This is a genomic window from Amycolatopsis sp. NPDC050768, assembly GCF_040654155.1.
Lineage (GTDB): Bacteria > Actinomycetota > Actinomycetes > Mycobacteriales > Pseudonocardiaceae > Amycolatopsis.
In genome coordinates this window covers 12,444-31,817 of sequence record NZ_JBFAHL010000010.1, presented here as the reverse complement: position 1 = coordinate 31,817, position 19,374 = coordinate 12,444, and the positions used below count along the sequence as shown (strand labels likewise).

General features: G+C 70.9%; 19 protein-coding genes and 1 pseudogene. 8 read left to right on the top strand and 12 right to left on the bottom strand.

The genetic code is table 11. The features are described from left to right. Positions 1-62: 62 nt before the first annotated feature. A pseudogene (locus AB0H62_RS27710) lies at positions 63-682 on the top strand (SDR family NAD(P)-dependent oxidoreductase). Here AB0H62_RS27710 and AB0H62_RS27705 read toward each other — a convergent pair. After that, positions 679-1,713 (bottom strand): oxidoreductase, encoded by a 1,035-nt coding sequence (locus tag AB0H62_RS27705; RefSeq protein WP_360589493.1) that lies wholly within the window; start codon positions 1,711-1,713, stop codon positions 679-681. The pseudogene AB0H62_RS27710 and the gene AB0H62_RS27705 overlap by 4 nt on opposite strands. Positions 1,714-1,873: 160 nt before the next feature. Continuing rightward, the gene (pafA, locus tag AB0H62_RS27700; RefSeq protein WP_220240774.1) at positions 1,874-3,232 is read right to left on the bottom strand and encodes a Pup--protein ligase; all 1,359 of its coding nucleotides are present in this window, start codon (positions 3,230-3,232) and stop codon (positions 1,874-1,876) included. A gap of 146 nt (positions 3,233-3,378) precedes the next feature. Between pafA and AB0H62_RS27695 the strand changes: the two genes are divergently transcribed. Both AB0H62_RS27695 and AB0H62_RS27690 read left to right on the top strand, forming a co-directional pair. Next, positions 3,379-4,878 carry a phosphatase PAP2 family protein gene (locus AB0H62_RS27695; RefSeq protein ID WP_360589097.1) on the top strand — a complete coding sequence of 500 codons (1,500 nt, stop codon included), beginning with the start codon at positions 3,379-3,381 and terminating at the stop codon, positions 4,876-4,878. Positions 4,879-5,032: 154 nt separating this feature from the next. Then, on the top strand, positions 5,033-6,220 hold the full coding sequence (locus AB0H62_RS27690; RefSeq protein ID WP_360589095.1) for an alpha/beta hydrolase-fold protein: 1,188 nt from the start codon (positions 5,033-5,035) through the stop codon (positions 6,218-6,220). Between the two features lie 64 nt (positions 6,221-6,284). On the opposite strand, the gene prcA is transcribed toward AB0H62_RS27690, so the two are convergent. The 4 genes from prcA to dop form a co-directional block, all read right to left on the bottom strand. Beyond that, a complete protein-coding gene (gene prcA, locus AB0H62_RS27685; protein ID WP_220240777.1) occupies positions 6,285-7,061 on the bottom strand; it encodes a proteasome subunit alpha in 777 nt (258 codons plus the stop codon). Between the two features lie 68 nt (positions 7,062-7,129). After that, positions 7,130-7,996, bottom strand: a complete 867-nt coding sequence (gene prcB, locus AB0H62_RS27680; protein WP_220240778.1) for a proteasome subunit beta — start codon at positions 7,994-7,996, stop codon at positions 7,130-7,132. A gap of 208 nt (positions 7,997-8,204) precedes the next feature. Further along, on the bottom strand, positions 8,205-8,399 hold the full coding sequence (locus AB0H62_RS27675; protein ID WP_220240779.1) for a ubiquitin-like protein Pup: 195 nt from the start codon (positions 8,397-8,399) through the stop codon (positions 8,205-8,207). Positions 8,400-8,498: 99 nt separating this feature from the next. Beyond that, positions 8,499-10,001, bottom strand: a complete 1,503-nt coding sequence (dop, locus tag AB0H62_RS27670; RefSeq protein WP_220240780.1) for a depupylase/deamidase Dop — start codon at positions 9,999-10,001, stop codon at positions 8,499-8,501. Positions 10,002-10,041: 40 nt separating this feature from the next. Between dop and AB0H62_RS27665 the strand changes: the two genes are divergently transcribed. Next, complete coding sequence (locus tag AB0H62_RS27665; RefSeq protein WP_360589092.1) at positions 10,042-10,554, top strand: NUDIX domain-containing protein; 513 nt, start codon at positions 10,042-10,044, stop codon at positions 10,552-10,554. Here AB0H62_RS27665 and AB0H62_RS27660 read toward each other — a convergent pair. The 3 genes from AB0H62_RS27660 to AB0H62_RS27650 all read right to left on the bottom strand — a co-directional run bounded on the left by AB0H62_RS27660 (position 10,545) and on the right by AB0H62_RS27650 (position 12,602). Further along, positions 10,545-11,171, bottom strand: coding sequence for a hypothetical protein (locus AB0H62_RS27660; RefSeq protein ID WP_360589090.1), 627 nt, complete (start codon positions 11,169-11,171; stop codon positions 10,545-10,547). The two genes, AB0H62_RS27665 and AB0H62_RS27660, sit on opposite strands and share 10 nt — an antisense overlap. Positions 11,172-11,247: 76 nt before the next feature. Continuing rightward, positions 11,248-12,171: an aldo/keto reductase gene (locus AB0H62_RS27655; protein ID WP_360589089.1), complete on the bottom strand. Its 924-nt coding sequence runs from the start codon at positions 12,169-12,171 to the stop codon at positions 11,248-11,250. A gap of 89 nt (positions 12,172-12,260) precedes the next feature. Next, on the bottom strand, positions 12,261-12,602 hold the full coding sequence (locus tag AB0H62_RS27650) for a hypothetical protein (RefSeq protein WP_360589087.1): 342 nt from the start codon (positions 12,600-12,602) through the stop codon (positions 12,261-12,263). Between the two features lie 239 nt (positions 12,603-12,841). On the opposite strand from AB0H62_RS27650, the gene AB0H62_RS27645 reads away from it, so the two are divergent. After that, positions 12,842-13,141, top strand: a complete 300-nt coding sequence (locus tag AB0H62_RS27645; RefSeq protein ID WP_266117901.1) for an EamA family transporter — start codon at positions 12,842-12,844, stop codon at positions 13,139-13,141. 57 nt (positions 13,142-13,198) lie between these two features. On the opposite strand, the gene arc is transcribed toward AB0H62_RS27645, so the two are convergent. Then, positions 13,199-15,001, bottom strand: a complete 1,803-nt coding sequence (gene arc, locus AB0H62_RS27640) for a proteasome ATPase (protein ID WP_220240786.1) — start codon at positions 14,999-15,001, stop codon at positions 13,199-13,201. Between the two features lie 350 nt (positions 15,002-15,351). Between arc and AB0H62_RS27635 the strand changes: the two genes are divergently transcribed. Next, on the top strand, positions 15,352-16,377 hold the full coding sequence (locus AB0H62_RS27635) for a hypothetical protein (RefSeq protein WP_360589085.1): 1,026 nt from the start codon (positions 15,352-15,354) through the stop codon (positions 16,375-16,377). A 10-nt stretch (positions 16,378-16,387) separates the two neighbouring features. After that, the gene (locus AB0H62_RS27630; RefSeq protein ID WP_360589083.1) at positions 16,388-16,840 is read left to right on the top strand and encodes a hypothetical protein; all 453 of its coding nucleotides are present in this window, start codon (positions 16,388-16,390) and stop codon (positions 16,838-16,840) included. Between the two features lie 3 nt (positions 16,841-16,843). Here AB0H62_RS27630 and AB0H62_RS27625 read toward each other — a convergent pair whose 3' ends face one another. Beyond that, entirely contained in the window at positions 16,844-17,674 is an 831-nt protein-coding gene (locus AB0H62_RS27625; RefSeq protein ID WP_220240789.1) for a tRNA (adenine-N1)-methyltransferase, read from the bottom strand. An 81-nt stretch (positions 17,675-17,755) separates the two neighbouring features. Then, positions 17,756-18,913 carry a M50 family metallopeptidase gene (locus AB0H62_RS27620; RefSeq protein WP_360589081.1) on the bottom strand — a complete coding sequence of 386 codons (1,158 nt, stop codon included), beginning with the start codon at positions 18,911-18,913 and terminating at the stop codon, positions 17,756-17,758. Positions 18,914-18,948: 35 nt separating this feature from the next. On the opposite strand from AB0H62_RS27620, the gene AB0H62_RS27615 reads away from it, so the two are divergent. After that, positions 18,949-19,182 carry a hypothetical protein gene (locus AB0H62_RS27615; RefSeq protein ID WP_360589079.1) on the top strand — a complete coding sequence of 78 codons (234 nt, stop codon included), beginning with the start codon at positions 18,949-18,951 and terminating at the stop codon, positions 19,180-19,182. Positions 19,183-19,374 lie beyond the last annotated feature (192 nt).

Sequence of the window (19,374 nt, the reverse complement as noted above, 5' to 3'; positions counted from 1 at the left end):
GCTCTCCTCGTCCTCCCCGATCGTGAGGTTCCCCGAACGCGTCGCGGCCCTAGCCTGGAACCATGGCTGAACGTGTACTGCTGGTGACCGGAGCGTCGCGAGGGATCGGGGCGGCGACGGCCAGGCGCGCCGTGGCGGCGGGGTTCCGGGTGGCGCTCGTGGCCCGGAAAGCCGAGGCCGTGGCGCGGTCGAGGCGACGCTGGCGCGGTTCGGGCGGCTGGACGCGGCTTTCGCGAATGCCGGGATCGGCATGGGCGTGTCGTTCTTCGGCGACGGCGGCGCGGAACCCGAACAGTGGCGGGAACTGGTGCTGACGAACGTCTACGGTCCCGCGCTCACGGCCCGTGCCGTGCTGCCGGCGTTGGCGGACACGAGCGGTCATCTCGTGCTGACCGGTTCGGTCGCCGGCCGTTACCCGCGCAAGGGGAGCCTGTACTCGGCGACGAAGTGGGCGGTGAGCGGGCTGGCGGCGGGGATCCGGGAGGAGGCCGTGGGCACCGGCGTGCGGGTGACGCTGGTGCAGCCCGGCATCACCGACACCGACATCCTGACCGACGAGCAGCGGCGCAAGCCGAAGCTCGAGGCCGACGACGTCGCCCGCGCGGTGCTCTACGCCCTGGAGCAGCCGCCGACGGTGGACGTCAACGAGATCATGGTCCGCCCGACCGGGCAGGTCCTTTAACGCTGCAGAAGGGCGACGCGGCCGCCGGTGCCACTCGCCCAGCAGCTGCCCGCGGGCACGCAGTCGACGGTGTCGAAGCTGCCGCTGTCGAACCGCGTCCAGTGGCGGCCGCCGTCGGGGCTGAGGTCGCTACCGCTCGGGCCGACGGCGATGACGGAGCCGCCGAGCCACGCGAGCCCGGAGCGGTAGCCCGCGGGGTAGTGCGCCGGCGTGCGCCACGTACGGCCGCGGTCGGCGCTGAGCGCGACGGCCGGGCCGGGCGCCGTGGGGTTCGCGAAGTCCCCGCCGATCGCGACGCCTTGCCACGGCGTGCGGAACGCGAGCGCGAACACGCCGGCGGACGCGCTGCTGGGCAGGGGGGTGTCTGCGACGGTCCAGTGGCGCCCGGCGTCGCCGGTGTGCAGCACGCGGGCGCGGTCCCCGCCGCCCATCGCGAGCCACGCGTCGAACGGCCCGGAGGTGGCCACGCACTGGCCGCCCGCCGCGAAGCCCGCTTCGCCGGGCAGGGCGGGCGGGAACGCGCTGTCGGGGATCTGCCGCCAGGTACGGCCGCCGTCCGCGGTGGCCTGCACGCGGAACTTCCCGTCGACGGGGTCGCTCATCGCGAGACCGCGCCAGGGGTCGAAGAAGGCGAGGCAGTCGTAGAACGCTTTCGGGTCGGGGTTGGCGAACGTCTGGCGCCAGTGCCGGCCGGCGTCGTCGGTGCGGTAGACGCGCGAGTCCTCCCCGGGGCCGATGGAGAGCACCACGGCGTGGTCGGCGTCGAAGGCCTCGATGTCGCGGAACTCCAGCGTCTCCGTGCCGGGCGGCCCGACGGGGCTCCAGGTACGGCCGCCGTCGGTGGTGCGTAAGACGGTCCCCTGCGTGCCGCTGACCCACGCCACGCGCCCGCTGACGGCCGAAAGCCCCCGGAACTGCGCCGTGACCCCGGTCGGCGTCAGCCGCCACGACGGCAGCCGCTCAGCCGCGCCCGCCAACCCGCCGGCGACCAGCGGCAGCACCGCACCCAGCAGAACCACCAACGCACGCACGACCCGCATGCGGCCGATCTTGCCGCACCCGGACGGCGACTTTCGTCGGGAACGCCGGATCTGCCGACCGCCCTACAGGCCCGAGCCGAGTGCACCGGAAATGCCCGAGGGTCGCCCCGCGTGGTGCGGGGCGACCCTCGACGGCTGCGGTCCTGGCGGGTTACAGCGAGCTGATCAGGCGTTCGACTCGCTCGTCCACCGAGCGGAACGGGTCCTTGCACAGCACGGTGCGCTGGGCCTGGTCGTTGAGCTTGAGGTGGACCCAGTCGACGGTGAAGTCGCGGCCGGCGGCCTGGGCGGCGGCGATGAAGTCGCCGCGGAGCTTCGCGCGGGTGGTCTGGGGCGGGGTGTCCTTCGCGGCTTCGATCTCGCCGTCGTCGGTGACGCGCTTGACCAGGCCCTTGCGCTGCAGCAGGTCGAAGATGCCCCGGCCGCGGCGGATGTCGTGGTAGGCGAGGTCGAGCTGGGCGATGCGGGGGCTGGAGAGGTCCAGGTCGTGCTTCGCGCGGTAGCGCTCGACGAGGCGGTGCTTGATGGCCCAGTCGATCTCGGTGTCGATCTTGGCGAAGTCCTGCTGCTCGACGGCCTCCAGCGCGCGGCCCCACAGCTCGACCACGCGCTCGTTGGCGGGGGTGGAGCCGTTTTCCTTGAGGTGCTGCACGGCGCGCGCGTGGTACTCGCGCTGGATGTCGAGCGCCGACGCCTCGCGGCCGCCGGCGAGGCGGACCTGGCGGCGGCCGGTGAGGTCGTGGCTGATCTCGCGGATCGCCCGGATCGGGTTGTCGAGGGTGAAGTCGCGGAACTGGACGCCGGCCTCGATCATCTCGAGCACCAGGTTCGCCGACCCGATCTTGAGCATCGTGGTGGGCTCGGCCATGTTCGAGTCGCCCACGATCACGTGCAGGCGCCGGTAGCGCTCGGCGTCGGCGTGGGGCTCGTCGCGGGTGTTGATGATGGGACGCGAGCGCGTGGTGGCGCTGGAGACGCCCTCCCAGATGTGCTCCGCGCGCTGAGAGAGGCAGTACACAGCGCCGCGCGGGGTCTGCAGGACCTTGCCCGCGCCGCAGATGAGCTGGCGGGTGACGAGGAAGGGCAGCAGCACGTCGGCGATCCGGGAGAACTCGCCGGCGCGCGTCACGAGGTAGTTCTCGTGACAGCCGTAGGAATTGCCCGCGGAGTCGGTGTTGTTCTTGAACAGGAAGATGTCGCCGCCGATGCCCTCGTCGGCCAGCCGGCGCTCGGCGTCGACCAGCAGGTCCTCGAGGATCCGCTCACCGGCCTTGTCGTGCGTGACCAGTTGCGTGAGGTCGTCGCACTCGGCCGTCGCGTACTCGGGGTGCGAGCCCACGTCGAGGTAGAGCCGGGAGCCGTTGGACAGGAAGACGTTCGACGAGCGTCCCCAGGACACGACCCGCCGGAAGAGATACCGCGCGACCTCGTCGGGCGAGAGCCTGCGCTGACCGTGGAAGGTGCACGTGACCCCGAACTCGGTCTCGATGCCAAAGATCCGCCGCTGCATCTCACCAGAGTAGGCGCTGCACCCCCTTGAGCGGTGCGCCGTTCGGGCGGCGACACGCGGTCGGTACGTTGCGTGGGGTGAGAAATCGCGCGAATCCGGCGACGGAGCAGCGCGACCCACGCCGGACGGAGAAGAGGTCGACAACGGTGTTGCACCAGCTCAGCCGCCCGTTCCGGAAGGTCGGGCGCACCGATCGGGCTCTGATCCGCCACAGTGCGGCCCTGCCGAGGACCCGCGCCGACGATGTTCTCGGCTGGCTTTCCAAATCCGCCAACAAGTCGCGCCTGTGGTGGGTCGTGGCCGCCGCGCTGGCCGCCCGCAAGGGTGCGGCGCGCCGGGGAGCGCTGCGCGGAATGGTCGCCATCGCCGGGGCGAGCGCGGCCGCGAACCTGCTCGGCAAGCCGCTGTTCCCCCGGCGGCGCCCGGCCGAGGACGAGGTGCCCGAGCACCGGCGGCTGCGCAAGCGGCCCACGTCCTCGTCGTTCCCGTCCGGCCACGCCGCCTCGGCCGCCGCGTTCGCCACGGCCGTCGCGATGGAGTCACCGAAGGCCGGGCTCGTCGTCGCACCGCTGGCGGGCGCGGTGGCGTACTCGCGGGTGCACACCGGCGTCCACTGGCCCAGCGACGTCGGCGCCGGCCTGGTGATCGGCGTCGGGGTCGCCGCCCTGACGAGGCACTGGTGGCCGCTGCACCCCGACGTGCCCGCCCGCACCGCGCACACGGCCGAAGCGCCGGAAATGCGCGACGGCGAGGACATGCTGGCCCTGGTCAACCCGCACTCCGGCGTCGACGGCCAGGACCCGACCGAGGACGTGCGCTACGCCTGGCCCAAGGCCACGCTCCTCTACCCCGACCCGCAGCAGGACCTGCGCGACCAGCTCGCAGCCGAGATCGACGCCCGCGGCGGCACCGTGCGCGCGCTGGGCGTGGCCGGTGGTGACGGCACGGTCGCCGCGGTCGCGTCCGTGGCCGCCGAACGCGGCCTGCCGCTCGCGCTCATCCCCGCGGGCACGCTCAACCACTTCGCCCGTGACGTCGGCGTGCGCTCGATGCCCGACGCCGACGCGGCCACCGAAGCCGGCAACGCCGTCGGCATCGACCTCGGCGAGGTCGAGGTCCACGGCGCGGGCGAGCCGGAGCACCGCTGGTTCGTGAACACCGCGAGCCTCGGCGGCTACCCCGAGATGGTCCGGCTGCGCGAGAAGCTGCAGCAGAAGCACCCGAAATGGCCTGCGGCCGCGCTGGCACTCGCCCGCGTGCTGCGCCGCGCGAAACCCCTGCCCATCCTGCTCAACGACGAACCCGCCGACGTCTGGCTGATCTTCGTCGGCAACGGCACCTACTCCCCCAAGGGCTTCGCGCCGTCGCGCCGCCCGGCCCTCGACACCGGCCTGCTCGACGTGCGCTACCTGCGCGCCGACGTGCCGTACTCCCGCGCCCGGTTCCTGCTCGCGATGGTGACCAACAGCCTCAACGCCAGCCACGTCTACCAGCAACTGGACCTGCCGGAGCTGCGCGTGAAGCTGCTCGGCGGCAACCGCCGCGTCGCCACCGACGGCGAGGTCGGGCCACTCGGCAACGAGTTCACCTTCCGCGCCCGCCCCAGCGCCCTGACGATCTACCGCAACCCCGACAACCGGGCTTGACCAGCGCTTTACCCGCTCACAGTGAATCCACAGCGCCTCGTCCCTAGCGTGATCACGTCAGGTGCGGGCGACCCTGCCCGCTTCCGTTCACGGCAGGGAACCCCCTCGTGCGTTTTTCCTCATGCGATGCCACGCGCCCGGCGGTGCGGTCGTGATGCCACAGGCCGCGGTCGACCCGGTACTGCCGCCCGACATCACGGCGCAGGCGCGTGACCTCGGCCCGCTCGAGTCACCGGCGATCTGGCTGACCGCCGCCGGCGCGGCCGTCGCCGTGCTCGCCGTGACCATCGTGCTCGGGCACCACCGGCGCGCCCGCCGCTGGGGAACCGGCGGCGCGGTGGTGCTCTTCCTCCTCGCGGCCGTGACCGCCGTGAACAACTACGTCGGCTACGTCCGCACCCCCGGCGACCTCGGCCGGCTCTTCGAACGCGGCTCCGGCGCGGCCGACGCCGTGGGGATGCTGCTCGACGACGGCGCCGACGAACCCGATGCGCCGGCCGACACCGCCGCCACCGCGCAGCACCACCCCACGGTGGTGAGCACCGGGCAACGCGTCGACGTGCTCAGCCTGCCCGACCCCGCCGACGCCGTGCCCTCGGGCGAGAACTACGTGATCCTGCCGCCCGGCTACGACGACCCGGCCAACGCCGACCACCGCTACCCCGTCGTCTACCTGATCCACGGCTACCCCTACGGCGGCCCGCGCGACTGGCTCACCTCCGGCGCCGCGCCCGACGCGCTGAGAAACCTCGAAGCCGACCACGTGATCGCCCCGATGATCGTGGTCAGCGTCGACCTCACGGCCGGCATGCCCAGCAAGGACTGGGAAGGCCTCGACGTCCCCGGCGGCCCGCAACTCGAGACCTACCTCGCCAAAACCGTCGTCACCGGCGTCGACCACCACTACCGGACCCTCGCCGACCGCCGCCACCGCGCACTCGGCGGCATGTCCGGCGGCGGCTTCGCCGCCCTCAACACCGGCCTGCACCACCTCGACGAGTTCGCCACCCTCGTGATCGCCCTGCCCTACGACGACCTCAACGACTCCATCGGCGTCCTCGACGGCCATCCCTCAGCCATCGCCGCGAACACGCCACGCCACTACCTGCCGACGATGACGTTCACCGCACCGATCTCCGTGCTCCTCGCGGCCGGCACCGGCGCCCCCACCGACGTCACCACGGCCCACCGCATCGCCGACGCGCTGCACCGCCGCGGCCAGGAAGCCGTCGTCCACACCGAACACGGCTTCAACCACACCTGGCACACCGCCCGCGCGACGCTGCCCTACCTCCTGGCCTTCGCCGACCAGAACTTCCGCAGCCCCACGCCGGCGTCCTGAACCAGTCCTGAAACGCCGAGTGGGCCGCCCGGAAACCCGGACGGCCCACTCTCGCACGACTACTTCACTCCTTGGCGGAGTCACCGTTCGAGTCACCCTCGGCCGGCTTCTCGGCGTCGTCCTTCGCCGGCGGCTCGGGCAGCAGCGCGTCCAGCGCCGCCCCCGTCAGCCGGCGGAACGCCCGCCGCGGCCGCGCCCGGTCCAGCACCGCGACCTCGAGCTTGATCTGGTCCGGCTCGGCAACCGCACCGTTGTTGCCGTTCGCCGTCGAAGCGGTCGCCCGCAGGCCCTCGATCGCCGTCGCCAGCGCCGTCGCCAGATCGTGCTCCGGGTCGACGGTGTCCTTCAGCTTCGTGCTGATCGGCTCGGTCTGGCCACCCATCACCACGAACGGTGACTCGTCGAAGATCGACCCGTCGTAGGTCAGCCGGTACAGCTGGTCCTCCGACTGGTTCGCCCCGACCTCGGCGACACACACCTCCACCTCGAACGGCTTCAGCTGCTCGGTGAAGATGCTGCCCAGCGTCGCGGCATACGCGTTCGCCAGCGCCCGGGCGCTCACGTCACGCCGGTCGTACTGGTAGCCCTTCAGGTCCGCGTGCCGGATCCCCGCCACCCGCAGGTTCTCGAACTCCGAGTAGCGGCCCACCGCGGCGAACCCGATCCGGTCGTAGATCTCCGACACCTTGTGCAAGGTCGCCGACGGGTTCTCCGCCACGAACAGCACCCCGCCGGAGTACTTCAGCACCACCACGCTCCGGCCGCGCGCGATGCCCTTGCGCGCCAGCTCGGAACGCTCCCGCATCAGCTGCTCGGGAGAGGCATACAACGGCATCGTCACGGTGTCGGCTCCACGTTCTCCGGTGTACCGGCGGTCGAAGGTTCTGCGTTCGGGAAAGTCACCGGCGATCAGCTCGGCCGGTGGTGCGTGCGCTCGGCGCGGCCGGCCACCACGGCCTCCGCCACCGCCGCCGTCTGCTCCGACGGCAGCTGCACCGCACCGGTCTCGGCGGTGATCGTGACAACGCTCGGGAAGATGCGCCGCACCAGGTCCGGCCCGCCACTCGCCGTGTCGTCGTCCGCGGCGTCGTACAACGACTCCACGGCCGCGCGCACTGCGGCGTCGACATCCGCGTCGGGGTCATACAGCTTCTTCAGCGCCGACTTCGCGAACAGCGAACCCGAACCGACACCCGCGTACCCGGCGTTCTCCTCGTAGCGCCCACCGGCGGCGTCGTACGAGATGATCCGGCCGGCGCGCTTCGCGTCCTCGGCCTCCAGGTCATAGCCCACGAACATCGGCACCACCGCCAGGCCCGCCATCGCCATCTCCAGGTTGGCCTTCACCATCCCGGCCAGCTTGTTCGTCTTGCCGTCCAGCGACAGCGACACACCCTCGATCTTCTCGTAGTGCGCCAGCTCCACCGCGTACAACCGGACCATCTCCACGGCCAGGCCCGCGGTACCCGCGATCCCCACCGCCGAGTACTCGTCCGTGACGTGCACCTTCTCGATGTCCCGGCTCGCGATCAGATTCCCCGACGTCGCCCGCCGGTCACCCGCGATCAGCACACCCCCGGCGAACGTCAGCGCCACGATCGTGGTCCCGTGCGGCACCGCCAGCTCACCCGCCCCGGACGACGGCACCCGCCGCGCCGGCAACAGCTCAGGCGCCTGCGCCCGCACGAAGTCCGCGAACGACGACGAAGCCGGCGAGAAGTACGAAGCAGGCAGGCCGGGTCCCGAAAAACCCGCCCGAGGGAAGGTGTTGTCCATACGTGCTCTTGGTTCCCATCTGTATCGGCTGAAGAAACAACGCTGAGGCCGCGCGCCGAAGCCGTGCAACCCGACACAGTGCCGAGACGAACTCTGCCGCGCAACCCGTCGCCGCGCAGTATGTCGCCCGCACCGCCGAAGTCGTGCAGCGGCACGCCAACCGACAACCGCCCCCGGAAACCCGAGGGCGGCTACCGGCCGCGAACGACTACTCGCCGCCCTTCTGCACGTAGGCGCGAACGAAGTCCTCGGCGTTCTCCTCCAGCACGTCGTCGATCTCGTCGAGGATCGTGTCGACGTCCTCGCCGAGCTTCTCGCGCCGTTCCTGGCCCGCCGCTCCGGTGGCTTCGAACTCCTCGTCGGAGTCTCCACCGCCGTGCTTCTCGATCTTCTCCTGCGCCATATCGCCTCCCGGTGTGGCCGATGATTCCTAGCCTACCCAGCGGCCCCGACATTCGGGGCAACGCCGTGATCCCGATCCGCGGCCCTGTGCCGGTTCGGACTAGTCCGAACCGGTGATCGCCTCGACCAGCTCCTCGGCCGTCGCCGCCGCGTCCAGCAGCTTCCCGACGTGCGCCTTCGTGCCCCGCAGCGGCTCCAGCGTCGGGATCCGCACCAGCGACTCCTTGCCCACGTCGAAGATGACCGAATCCCACGACGCGGCCGCGATCGACGTCGCGTACTTCTCCAGAGCTCGGCCCCGGAAGTACGCCCGGGTGTCCGACGGCGGAGTCGTGATCGCCGCCTGGACCTCCTCCTCCGTGACCAGCCGCTTCATCGACCCACGCGTGACCAACCGGTTGTACAGGCCCTTCGCCAGCCGCACGTCCGAGTACTGCAAGTCCACCAGCCGCAACCGCGGCGCACCCCACGCCAGCTGGTCCCGCTCTCGGTACCCCTCCAGCAGCCGCAGCTTCGCCGGCCAGTCCAGCCGATCCGCGCACTCCTGCGGATCCCGCGTCAGCGCGTCCAGCACCTCGCCCCAGACCCGCAGGACCTCCTTCGACGCCTCGTCCGCACCCGTGCGCTCGAGGTTCGCCGACGCGATCTCGTGGTAGGCGAACTGCAGGTCCAGCCCCGAGAACTTCTTCCCGTTCGCCAGTTCGACCTTCGTCTTCAACGTCGGGTCGTGACTGATCTTGTGCACGGCCCGCACCGGCTCGTCCAGCTTCAGCTCGTCGAACCGGATCCCCGACTCGATGAGGTCCAGGATCAGCGCCGTCGTACCCACCTTCAGGTAGGTCGAGTACTCCGACAGGTTCGCGTCACCGATGATGACGTGCAGCCGCCGGTACTTGTCCGCATCCGCGTGCGGCTCGTCGCGCGTGTTGATGATCCCGCGCTTCAGCGTCGTCTCCAGGCCGACCTCGACCTCGATGTAGTCCGACCGCTGCGACAGCTGAAAACCGGCCTCTTCGCTCTGCTGGCCGATCCCGACCCGCCCCGAGCCCGTCACCACCTGCCGCGACACGAAGAACGGCGTCAACCCGGCGATGATCGCGGTGAACGGCGTCGACCGCGAACACAGGTAGTTCTCGTGCGTGCCGTAACTCGCACCCTTGCCGTCCACGTTGTTCTTGTACAGCTGCAACGGCGGCTGACCCGGCACGGACGCCGCCTTCAGCGCCGCCTCCTCCATCACCCGCTCGCCGGCCTTGTCCCAGATCACCGCGTCCCGCGCGTTCGTGACCTCAGGCGCCGAATACTCCGGGTGCGCGTGGTCCACATACAGGCGCGCGCCGTTGGTCAGAATGACGTTCGCGGCGCCCAGATCCTCCACGTCCGGGTCGTGCCCCGGCCCACCAGGACCCGTCAAGTCGAACCCGCGCGCGTCGCGCAACGGCGACTCCACCTCGTAGTCCCACCGGGCCCGGCGAGCCCGCGGAATGTCAGCAGCCGCCGCGTAGGCGAGCACCACCTGAGTCGAGGTGAGCACCGGGTTCGCCGTGGCGTCCCCAGGCACGGCGATGCCGTACTCGACTTCGGTTCCCATGATCCGACGCATACCACCACCCTACGGGGTAAGGCCGTGCGACGATGCCCCCATGCCAGGCAGTGACGAACTCGTTGCCCTCTATGACCACGCCGGCCACGTCGTCGGCCAGGCACCCCGCTCCCGCGTCCGAGCCCAAGGTCTGTGGCACGCCGCCGGCGTGGTGCTCGTCCGTTCGGGCGACGGCGAATCCGTGTACGTCCACCTCCGCACCGCGGACAAGGACATCTTCCCGTCCACCTGGGACTGCTGGGCCGGCGGTGTCGTCGCCGCGGGCGAAACCCCCGCCGACTGCGCCCGCCGCGAGCTCGCCGAAGAACTCGGCGTCCACGGAGTGGAACCGGAACCCCTGTTCACCAAGATCTACGACCAGGGCACCGTCCACTGCCACAACTTCGCCTACGAAGTCCGCTGGGACGGCCCCATCCACCACCAGGCCGAAGAGATCGCCGAAGGCCGCTGGCTCCCCCTGACCGAACTGCGCGCCTGGGTCGACGACCCCGAAAGCCCCTTCATCCCCGACGGCCGCGAAGGCGTGCAGGAGTGGTTCCGCCGCTACAGCTGAGCAACCAGCTTCGCCACGACCTTCGGCAGCAACCGCTTCGCCGCGTCCGCCGCCCGCGCCGGCGTGCTCGCCACCACGCTCAACGCCGAAACCAGCTCACCCTTCGCCAGCAGCACCGTGCAGGTCGACCCGTCGCACCACGCCCGCTGCTGCGCAACACCCGGCTGCGGCGCGATCGCGAGCACCTGACCGGCACAGTCCGCAGCGGACACCACGTCGGCACCCGACCCACTCGCGTACGCCGTGACTTCGTGCGTGATCCCCGAACCACTCGGGTACACCCAGCTCGCCGACCGCCGCTCCCCCTGAGCCAACCCCGACAAGCACCCCGACGCCTTGCCCGGCCCGGGCGAAACGCCCTCCTCCGCAACGTCCTCATCGGACAGCAACGCGGCCGAAGCCGCCGCAGCGGCCAGAATCCGAGGATCGGGCGCGGCGGACGTGGGAGAACTCGGCGGCGCGGCAGGCGGCGGAGTCACCGGCGCGGACGTCGTCGCGTCGTTCACCGGCGTCGGATCGTCGTAGTACGTCTCGAGATCGTTGGGCCGGTTGCCGCACGCGGTCGTGAGCCCCACCAGCGCTACCGCCGCCACCGCGAGCACCTGCCGATGACGCACCTGCCGCCCCTCCGGAAGAGCCGAGAACCGCGGCCCACCCGCCGGGCGCGCGCTGCAGAGAGGGTAATGCAGCCCCTCAGTCCCACCCGAGGTGGGACCGGTGCCGCCAGTACTCCTCCGGCGTCTCCGCCAGACCCGCCAGCTCGGCCACCTCGTCCGCGGTCAGCGAAACCCGCGTGGCGGCCAGGTTCGCGGCCAGCTGCGCAGTGCTCGACGGACCCACCAGCGCCGCAGAAACCCAGTCGTTCGCCAGGACCGCGGCCACCGCGACCGCGTCCGGACCCACCCCGTGCGCGGCGGCGATGCGCGCGAGCGGCTCGGGCGCCTCCACGACCAGGCGGCCGTTGGCCAGCGTCTCCTTGACCAGCACCCGTTTCCCCGCCGCGCGCGCCTGGGCGAGCGCCCCGCCGACCGACGGCTCCAGAACGTTCCAAGTGGACTGCACCGACGAGAACACGGGCCGCCCCGCCGCTTCCAGCTCGAACGCGCGCCGCACCGCGTCCGCCTGCGCCGGCCCGGACGTGGAGAACCCGACCTCGACGCCCTGATCGGACAATCCTGCCAGCGCGTCGATCAGCGCCGCGTCGGAGAACAACGGACTGTCCACAGTGAGCGAATGCACCTGGTACAGACTCACGTGGTCGGCCAGCAAGGCCCGCGTCTCGGCCCACTGCTCGGCGAACCGCGCCGCCGAGTGCTCCTTGACCTCGTGCACCGGCGCGTCGAGCCGCCACTCGCCGACGTAGCGGTAGCCCCACTTGCTCGACACGGTCACGTCGGTGTGGCCGGTCTCCGCGAGCCAGCTCGCGAGGAAGTCCTCGGCCAGCCCGTAGGAACGCGCGACGTCTACCCAGCGCACGCCCGCCGCGTAGGCCGCGTCGAGCACCTCGTGGGTCGCGGCGCGCATCGCCGGCACGTCCCGTGTCCCCGGCAGCTCCCGGCCCAGGTTGATGTACGCGGGCCGGCCGAGAGCGGCTAGCCCGACCGCGATGCGCTCCATTCGGTGTCCTTGTCTGTGCTGGTTCGGGGTGGTGACACGAATGCGTTGCTGGCCACGGTTTTTGCGACCCAGGCCAGATGTATAGGTCGTTATACAGTTTGTTTGTGTCGGAGGATGGCGAGCCATTGTCCGGAGTTCTGGGCTTGGCGGTGGAGTTTTTCCAGCCGGGCGGCGGGCGCCCGGACGTAGCCCTTGCCGAAGACCGGGGCGATCTGGCGGAGGCTGGCGCCTTCCTCGCGGGCGGCGAGCAGGGCCCAGTCGGACGCGTCGGCACAGGCGGCGGACGCGCGGCGCAACTCCCCCAGCAGGTCGATGAGGTCGTTGGCGTTCAGCTCCCCCGCCTGGACGGCGGCCGCGGTCGTCTCCAGCCAGGTCAGGACGTCGGTTTCGGTGATCGGGGCGCGCGGGCGCGGCGTGTCGTCGGTGCTCACAGCCGTGAAGTATAGGTCGTTATACACCAGACTTGGATGAGATGGCCGATAACCGCTGGTCTCGCGGCGTGGCGAGCCGTTGACTGGCCACGAGTGTGGCAGTCGATCAGGAGGGGCATGACCGGGCAGTTCGGTATCAGTGCGCGATTCGTCGCGCTGGCAGTGGTGTGGGGCGCGAGTTTCCTGTTCTGAGTTGTCTGCCCCGCCTCCGGCAGGGCGGAGCCGGGGCAGACAACACAGTGGCGTTCGGGCAGGTCGGCTTCGCGACCGTGCTGCTCTTACTGCTGGCCCCCCTGGTGGCGACCCAGCCGATGCACCTCAGCGCCGCCGTGGTGGTCAGCATGCTCACGCTGAGCGTGCTGGGAACGAGGATCGCGTACGTGTGGAACACACGCGTAGTAGCGGCCTGGGGCGCGGCACACGCATCGTCGGTGACTTACCTCACACCCGGGGTGGGCGTGGTGCTCGGAATCCTCGCGTCGCACGGGAAACTCTCGCTTCGTCGACGGCAGACCGCGAGCGTGGCCGGAAAGGTGTGAAACGCAGGCGTGGGGCCGCCGGCGAACCGGCGGCCCCACGTCGGGGTACTGCGTTTTCTACAGGTACTGACCCGTGTTCGTGGCGGTGTCGATCGCCCGCCCCGAGTCCTGGTTCTTGCCGGTGACGAGCGTGCGGATGTAGACGATCCGCTCGCCCTTCTTGCCGGAGATCCGGGCCCAGTCGTCCGGGTTCGTGGTGTTCGGCAGATCCTCGTTCTCTGCGAACTCGTCGACGATCGCGTCCAGCAGGTGCTGCACGCGCAAGCCGGGCTGCTGGGTCTCCAGCACCGACTTGATGGCCGATTTCTTCGCCCGGTCCACGATGTTCTGGATCATCGCGCCCGAGTTGAAGTCGCGGAAGTACAGGACTTCCTTGTCCCCGTTGGCGTAGGTCACCTCGAGGAACCGGTTTTCGTCGCTCTCCTCGTACATGCGCTCGACCGTGTGCTGGATCATCGCGTCGAACGTGGCCTTCTGGTCCCCGCCGAACTCCGCCAGGTCGTCGGCGTGGATCGGCAGGCCTTCGGCCAGGTACTTGGAGAAGATGTCCTTCGCGCCTTCGGCGTCCGGACGCTCGATCTTGATCTTCACGTCGAGCCGGCCCGGCCGCAGGATCGCCGGGTCGATCATGTCCTCACGGTTGGAGGCGCCGATGACGATGACGTTCTCCAGCCCTTCCACACCGTCGATCTCCGACAGCAGCTGCGGCACGATCGTGGTCTCCACGTCGGAGGACACGCCCGAACCACGGGTGCGGAAGATGGAATCCATCTCGTCGAAGAACACGATGACGGGAGTGCCCTCGGAGGCCTTCTCCCGAGCCCGCTGGAAGATCAGGCGGATGGACCGCTCGGTCTCACCGACGAACTTGTTGAGCAGCTCGGGGCCCTTGATGTTCAGGAAGTAGGACTTCCCGTCCTCCTTGTCGCCCCGCGCCTGCGCGACCTTCTTGGCCAGGGAGTTGGCCACCGCCTTGGCGATGAGTGTCTTCCCGCAGCCCGGAGGCCCGTAGAGCAGCACACCCTTCGGCGGCCGCAGCTGGTATTCCTGGTAGAGATCGGCGTGCAGGAACGGCAGCTCCACCGCGTCGCGGATCTGCTCGATCTGCCTGCTCAGGCCACCGATGTCCTCGTAGCGGACGTCGGGCACCTCCTCCAGCACCAGGTCCTCGACCTCGGCCTTCGGCACGCGCTCGTACGCGTACCCGACCTTCGTGTCCACGAGCAGCGAGTCGCCAGGCTTGAGCGGCTGCTCGGCCAGCGGTTCGGAGATCAGGACAACCCGCTCCTCGTCCGCGTGCCCCACCACGAGAGCACGGGGCACGCCGCCCTCGTCCTCGGGTGCGAGCACCTCACGCAGTGCGCACACCTCACCGGTGCGCTCGAAATCGCCGCCTTCGACGACGGTGAGTGCCTCGTTGAGACGCAGCGCCTGACCACGGCGCAGCGACGAGATCTCCACGGCCGGCGACACCGAGACCCGCATCTTGCGGCCCGCGGTGAAGACGTCCACCGTGTTGTCCTCGTACGAGGTGACGAAGACCCCATAGCCGCTCGGCGGCTGGGCCAGCCTGTCGACCTCTTCGCGGAGGGCAAGCAGCTGACCACGCGCCTCGCGCAGGGTCTCGACCAGTTTCGTGTTGCGCTCGGTGAGCTGGCTCACCCGTTCGGACGCCTCGGCGAGGCGCTGTTCGAGAACTCGGTTCTGCCGCGGCGAATCGGTGAGTTTGCGACGCAACAGCGCCACTTCCTCCTCGAGAAAACGGATCTGCCGGGCTTGTTGTTCCGCCGTCTGCCCAGCTCCGCCTGTTGCTGAAGGGTCGGCCTCCTCGCGCCGACCTCCGGGAAGGTCATGATGCATCGGGCACCTCCTCGGAGTGCTTTTCATTCCACGGTACCGGCGATCACCGACAATAAAAGGCCTTTCCGCATCACAAGATCGGCGCGTCGCGATTTCCGCACCCGCTCAGCACGGTCGTCACGGATGCGCAAGCGGCCGATTCGGTGCCCGGACACCGGAGGCCGTCACGCCGTGTTCCACCAGGCGAAAGCGAGCACGGTGCAGGTACCCCTCGGCCCCGCCGGCAACCCCGGTTTCGCCGGATTCCGGCCTGAGCGCACGGATCCCGGGCGGCCTGGCTAGCATCCCCCGGGGTTCACCTCACCCGGTGGCCAGGTCGGCACGCGAAGGAACACTAGGGGGCACCACACATGACCTACCCGCCGCAGCAGCCCGGTGGTCACGGCCAGCAGGGCGGTGGCTACGGAGGTTACGGGCAGCAGCCGAATCCCTACGGACAGTCCCAGCAGGGCCCAGGTCAGCCCCCGTCCGGCCCTCAGCCGCAGCCCGGCTACCCCGGCGGGCAGCCCCACGGCGGGCAGCAGCAGCCGGGCACCTGGCCCCCGCAGGGCGGGTACCCGCAGTCCGGTCCGCAGCAGCAGCCGGGCTACCCGGCTCAGCAGCCCCCGCCCTTCGGGCAGCAAGATCCGTACTCCCAGCCGCCGCAGTACGGGCAGCAAGATCCCTACCAGCCGCACGGCGGGCCCCAGCAGTACGGGCAGCAAGATCCGTACCAGCAGGGTGGAACGCAGCAGTTCGGGCAGCCGGAGGGCCACCAGCAGGGCGGTTTCGGCGATCAGTACGGCCAACTGGGTGGTTATCAGTCCTTCGGCGGCTACAACGAGCAGCCTCCGAAGAAAAAGAAGACCGGCCTGATCGTCGGGATCGCCGTCGGCGTGGTGGTCGTGGTGGGTGCCGCGATCGGTCTCGTCATCGGGCTTTCGGGTGACGACAAGGACAAAACCGACACCGCGGCCCCGCCGGCGCCCCCGGCCGTGAGCAGCCCGGGCGGGGGCCTGCCGAACACCGGCGCGCCGACCCAACCCAGCACGAGCACCGGTTCGACCCCGTCGACGGGGTCGGCCTCCGGCAGCAACTCGCCCGCACCCGGCGGGAAACAAAGCGCGCAGGAGCTGTTCCAGGCCGCCGCGGACGACTTCACCAGCGGCGACGGTGCCGCGCTCGCCGGACTGGCCTGCCGCAGCCTCTACAACGGTGGCGCCGTGGACATCCCGACCACCCAGATCCAGCTCACGGGCGCCGCACAGGAGAACGGCAACACTGCGTCCGTGCGGTACAAGGCCACGCAGGGCGCGAAAACGGCGAACGGGACGATGACCTCGAAGCGCGAGGCCGGCGTCTGGTGCCTGGTCGACGCCCAGGCGGACAAGCAGTGAGACCCCGGCGGTGAGTGGCAGACTCACCGCCGGGCTCGTCGTGCTCGGCGCTCTGGTGGCCGGCGCGGTGCTCGGCCTGGTGCTGGTCGCACCGGCCGGGCCCTCACCGCCACCGCCTGCGGCGCCTTCCCAGCCTGCGAGCGTCCCCCCGTTTTCCTTGCCCGCGAGCGACGCGGACGTCGCCGCCACGAACGTGCTCGCCAACGCCATCGTCGACGCCATCAAGCGCGGCGACGCCACGGAGTTCGGCCGGCTCACGTGCGAACCGCAGACTTCCCAGGCTCTGGCCCGACTGCAGTCCCAGTGGGACGCGGCGGGACCGCTCACCGTCACCCTCGCCGGGCCGCCGAACGTGGCCGGGGACTCGGCCGGCGTCACCGTGCACGTGGAAGGCGCGGGCGGGCGCAAGGACACGCCGTTCCCGATGCACCGGGAAAACGGCCGATGGTGCGTGCCGGGCTAGGCCTCAGCCCTTGCCCTTCGCGGGCCGGCGCGACACGCGCGGGGACACCGTGCCGTCGGCGAGCCGGCGCGCGGTGAGCAGGAACGCCGTGTGCGCCACCATCCGGTGGTCCGGCCGCACCGCGAGGCCGACGACGTGCCACGGGCGCATCAGCGTCTCCCACGACTCCGGTTCGGTCCAGCACTGCTGTTCCCGCAACGACTCCGTCACGCGGGAAAGCTGTGTGACGGTCGCCACGTACACCGTGAGGACACCGCCCGGCACGAGGTGCGCGGCGACGTTCGGCAGCTGGTCCCACGGCGCGAGCATGTCGAGCACGACCCGGTCGACCTCGCCGGCGTGCGTAGCCAGGTCCGCGACGGTGAGCGTCCAGTTGTCCGGCTTCTCGCCGAAGAACTTCACGACGTTGCGCTCGGCGTGCTCCGCGTGGTCGTCGCGGATCTCGTAGGAGGACACGTGCCCGGCCGGGCCGACGGCGCGCAGCAGCGAGAGCGTCAGCGCGCCCGAGCCGGCACCGGCTTCGAGCACGCGCGCACCCGGGAAGATGTCGCCCCACATCACGATCTGCGACGCGTCCTTGGGGTAGATCACCTGGGCGCCGCGCGGCATGGACAGCACGTAGTCCGGCAGCAGGGGCCGCAGCGCGAGGTAGTTGCTGCCGCCGGCCGAGGTCACCACGGAGCCCTCAGGGAGCCCGATCAGCTCGTCGTGCGCGAGCGCACCGCGGTGCGTGTGGTACTCGCCGCCCTCGGCGAGCGTGAGGGTGTAGTGCCGGCCCTTCGAGTCCGTCAACTGAACCCGGTCTCCTGCGCGAAACGGTCCGCTGACCGACAACTTCTTCCTCCACCTCACACGCGAAACGCTGGCGTCAGATCCTCGCAGGTCGTCCGCGCGGGTCGCCGGTCGGGTGCACTCTCAGTGAGCGTGGCGGCCGCGCACGAGCGCGGCCCGGAGGTCTTCGCGGCGCAGCACGCCGGCGGGGCGGCCCTCGTCGTCGACCACGAGGAACTGCCACGCGGGGGTTTCGCGCACGCGCTCGGCGATCTCCTCCCCCGGCTCCGAGGCCAGCAGCACCGTTTCGGCACGGATCGGCTCGGCCGCGAGCTCCGCCGGGGCGTGCGGGTGGGTCCCGGCCAGCTGTTCGGCGGCCTGCTCGTCGAGCAGCCCCGCAGCGACCCCGTCGGCGCGCACGAGGACGACCCCGCGGCCGGCCGAGGCGGCGAGCGCGTCGGACACCGGGCTTTCCGCGGGCAGCTGCAGAACGGGGCGGACCAGCGCAGCCAGCTCGAGGCCGTCGGGCCAGCTGCGCCGGGCTTCGGCCGCGAGCTCCGAACGGGCGCCGAGGATCACGAACCAGGCCGTGACCACGCAGACGCCGAGCCGCAGCCAGCGGTCCTCGCTCTGGGTGGCCAGGCCCAACAGTGCCCACACGATCAGGCCCGTCGCGACCACCGCGCCCCCGGCCACTGCGGCGCGCGTGCCCTTGGCGCGCATCCCCGTCGCGGCCCAGACGCCGGCCCGCACAAGGCGGCCGCCGTCGAGCGGCAGCCCGGGGAGCAGGTTGAACACGCCCACCGCGAAGTTCGCCACAGCGCACTCCGCGACCAGCAGCCACACCGCACCGTCCGGCGGAACGGCGAGCATCAGCAGGGCACAGAACCCGCCCAGCACCAGCGAGACCGCCGGCCCGGCCGCGGCCACCAGCCCTTCCTGCCCGGGCCGGCGCGGCGTTCGCGCGACCTCAGACAGCCCACCGAGCAAGAACAGCCGCAGCCGGCGCACGGGAATCCCCAACCGCAGCGCCACGAGGCAGTGCCCCAGCTCGTGCGCGAGCACCGACAGCCCCAGCAACACCGCGAACGCGGCCGCCAGCAGCCACGACGTGGGCGTCGACGCGTCCGGCAGCAGCCGCCCCACCAGCGGCGCGTACAGCACCACGATGATCAGCGACCCGATCCACCACGACGGCGCCAGCAGCACCGGCACCCCGGCCACCCGGAACAGCAGCAGCCCGCCGTCGCCGGGCGTGGCGCGCCGGGACGGCCCGGCACCGTGCTGTCGGGTCGCGGCCATGCGGGCAAGAGTAGGGGTCAAGGTGTGGGAAGGGAGTGACCTGTGTCTTTTGCCCCGCCCACGGCGTGGCGTGCTGTGTTGTCTGCCTCGGCTCCGCCGAGGCGTGCGAGATCGCCTTTGAGCCGGCGTTTCGATCGAGCGGTCTGATCGGCCGGGGGCCGATCGCACCGCTCGATCGAAACGCCGGCGCGATCTCGCTGGTGGGTCGCCTCGACAGCGTGACGAGGGCGGCACTGCGCGGTTGGCAGCCTGCCGAACTCGGCCACTGACCGAGCAGCAACTCCCCTCCCCTCCCCGCCACCCCGACACGCCCGACCATGAACGCCGATTCCCCACCCCGGAAGCCGACCCGCCAGCGAGATCGCGTCGGGGGTTTGTATGGGGGGGGGGGGGCGGGGCCCCGCCGCGGCCGCCGCCCCCCCCCCGAACACCCCAGAAGAAAGGAAATGGGCCCCCGCGCG

What these genes read in the sequence shown, in the direction of transcription:
- pafA (WP_220240774.1), bottom strand. Translation starts at nt 3,232, where the DNA reads ATGCAGCGGCGGATCTTTGGCATCGAGACCGAGTTCGGGGTCACGTGC.
- AB0H62_RS27690 (WP_360589095.1), top strand. Translation starts at nt 5,033, where the DNA reads ATGCCACAGGCCGCGGTCGACCCGGTACTGCCGCCCGACATCACGGCG.
- prcB (WP_220240778.1), bottom strand. Translation starts at nt 7,996, where the DNA reads ATGGACAACACCTTCCCTCGGGCGGGTTTTTCGGGACCCGGCCTGCCT.
- AB0H62_RS27675 (WP_220240779.1), bottom strand. Translation starts at nt 8,399, where the DNA reads ATGGCGCAGGAGAAGATCGAGAAGCACGGCGGTGGAGACTCCGACGAG.
- dop (WP_220240780.1), bottom strand. Translation starts at nt 10,001, where the DNA reads ATGCGTCGGATCATGGGAACCGAAGTCGAGTACGGCATCGCCGTGCCT.
- AB0H62_RS27665 (WP_360589092.1), top strand. Translation starts at nt 10,042, where the DNA reads ATGCCAGGCAGTGACGAACTCGTTGCCCTCTATGACCACGCCGGCCAC.
- AB0H62_RS27655 (WP_360589089.1), bottom strand. Translation starts at nt 12,171, where the DNA reads ATGGAGCGCATCGCGGTCGGGCTAGCCGCTCTCGGCCGGCCCGCGTAC.
- arc (WP_220240786.1), bottom strand. Translation starts at nt 15,001, where the DNA reads ATGCATCATGACCTTCCCGGAGGTCGGCGCGAGGAGGCCGACCCTTCA.
- AB0H62_RS27635 (WP_360589085.1), top strand. Translation starts at nt 15,352, where the DNA reads ATGACCTACCCGCCGCAGCAGCCCGGTGGTCACGGCCAGCAGGGCGGT.
- AB0H62_RS27620 (WP_360589081.1), bottom strand. Translation starts at nt 18,913, where the DNA reads ATGGCCGCGACCCGACAGCACGGTGCCGGGCCGTCCCGGCGCGCCACG.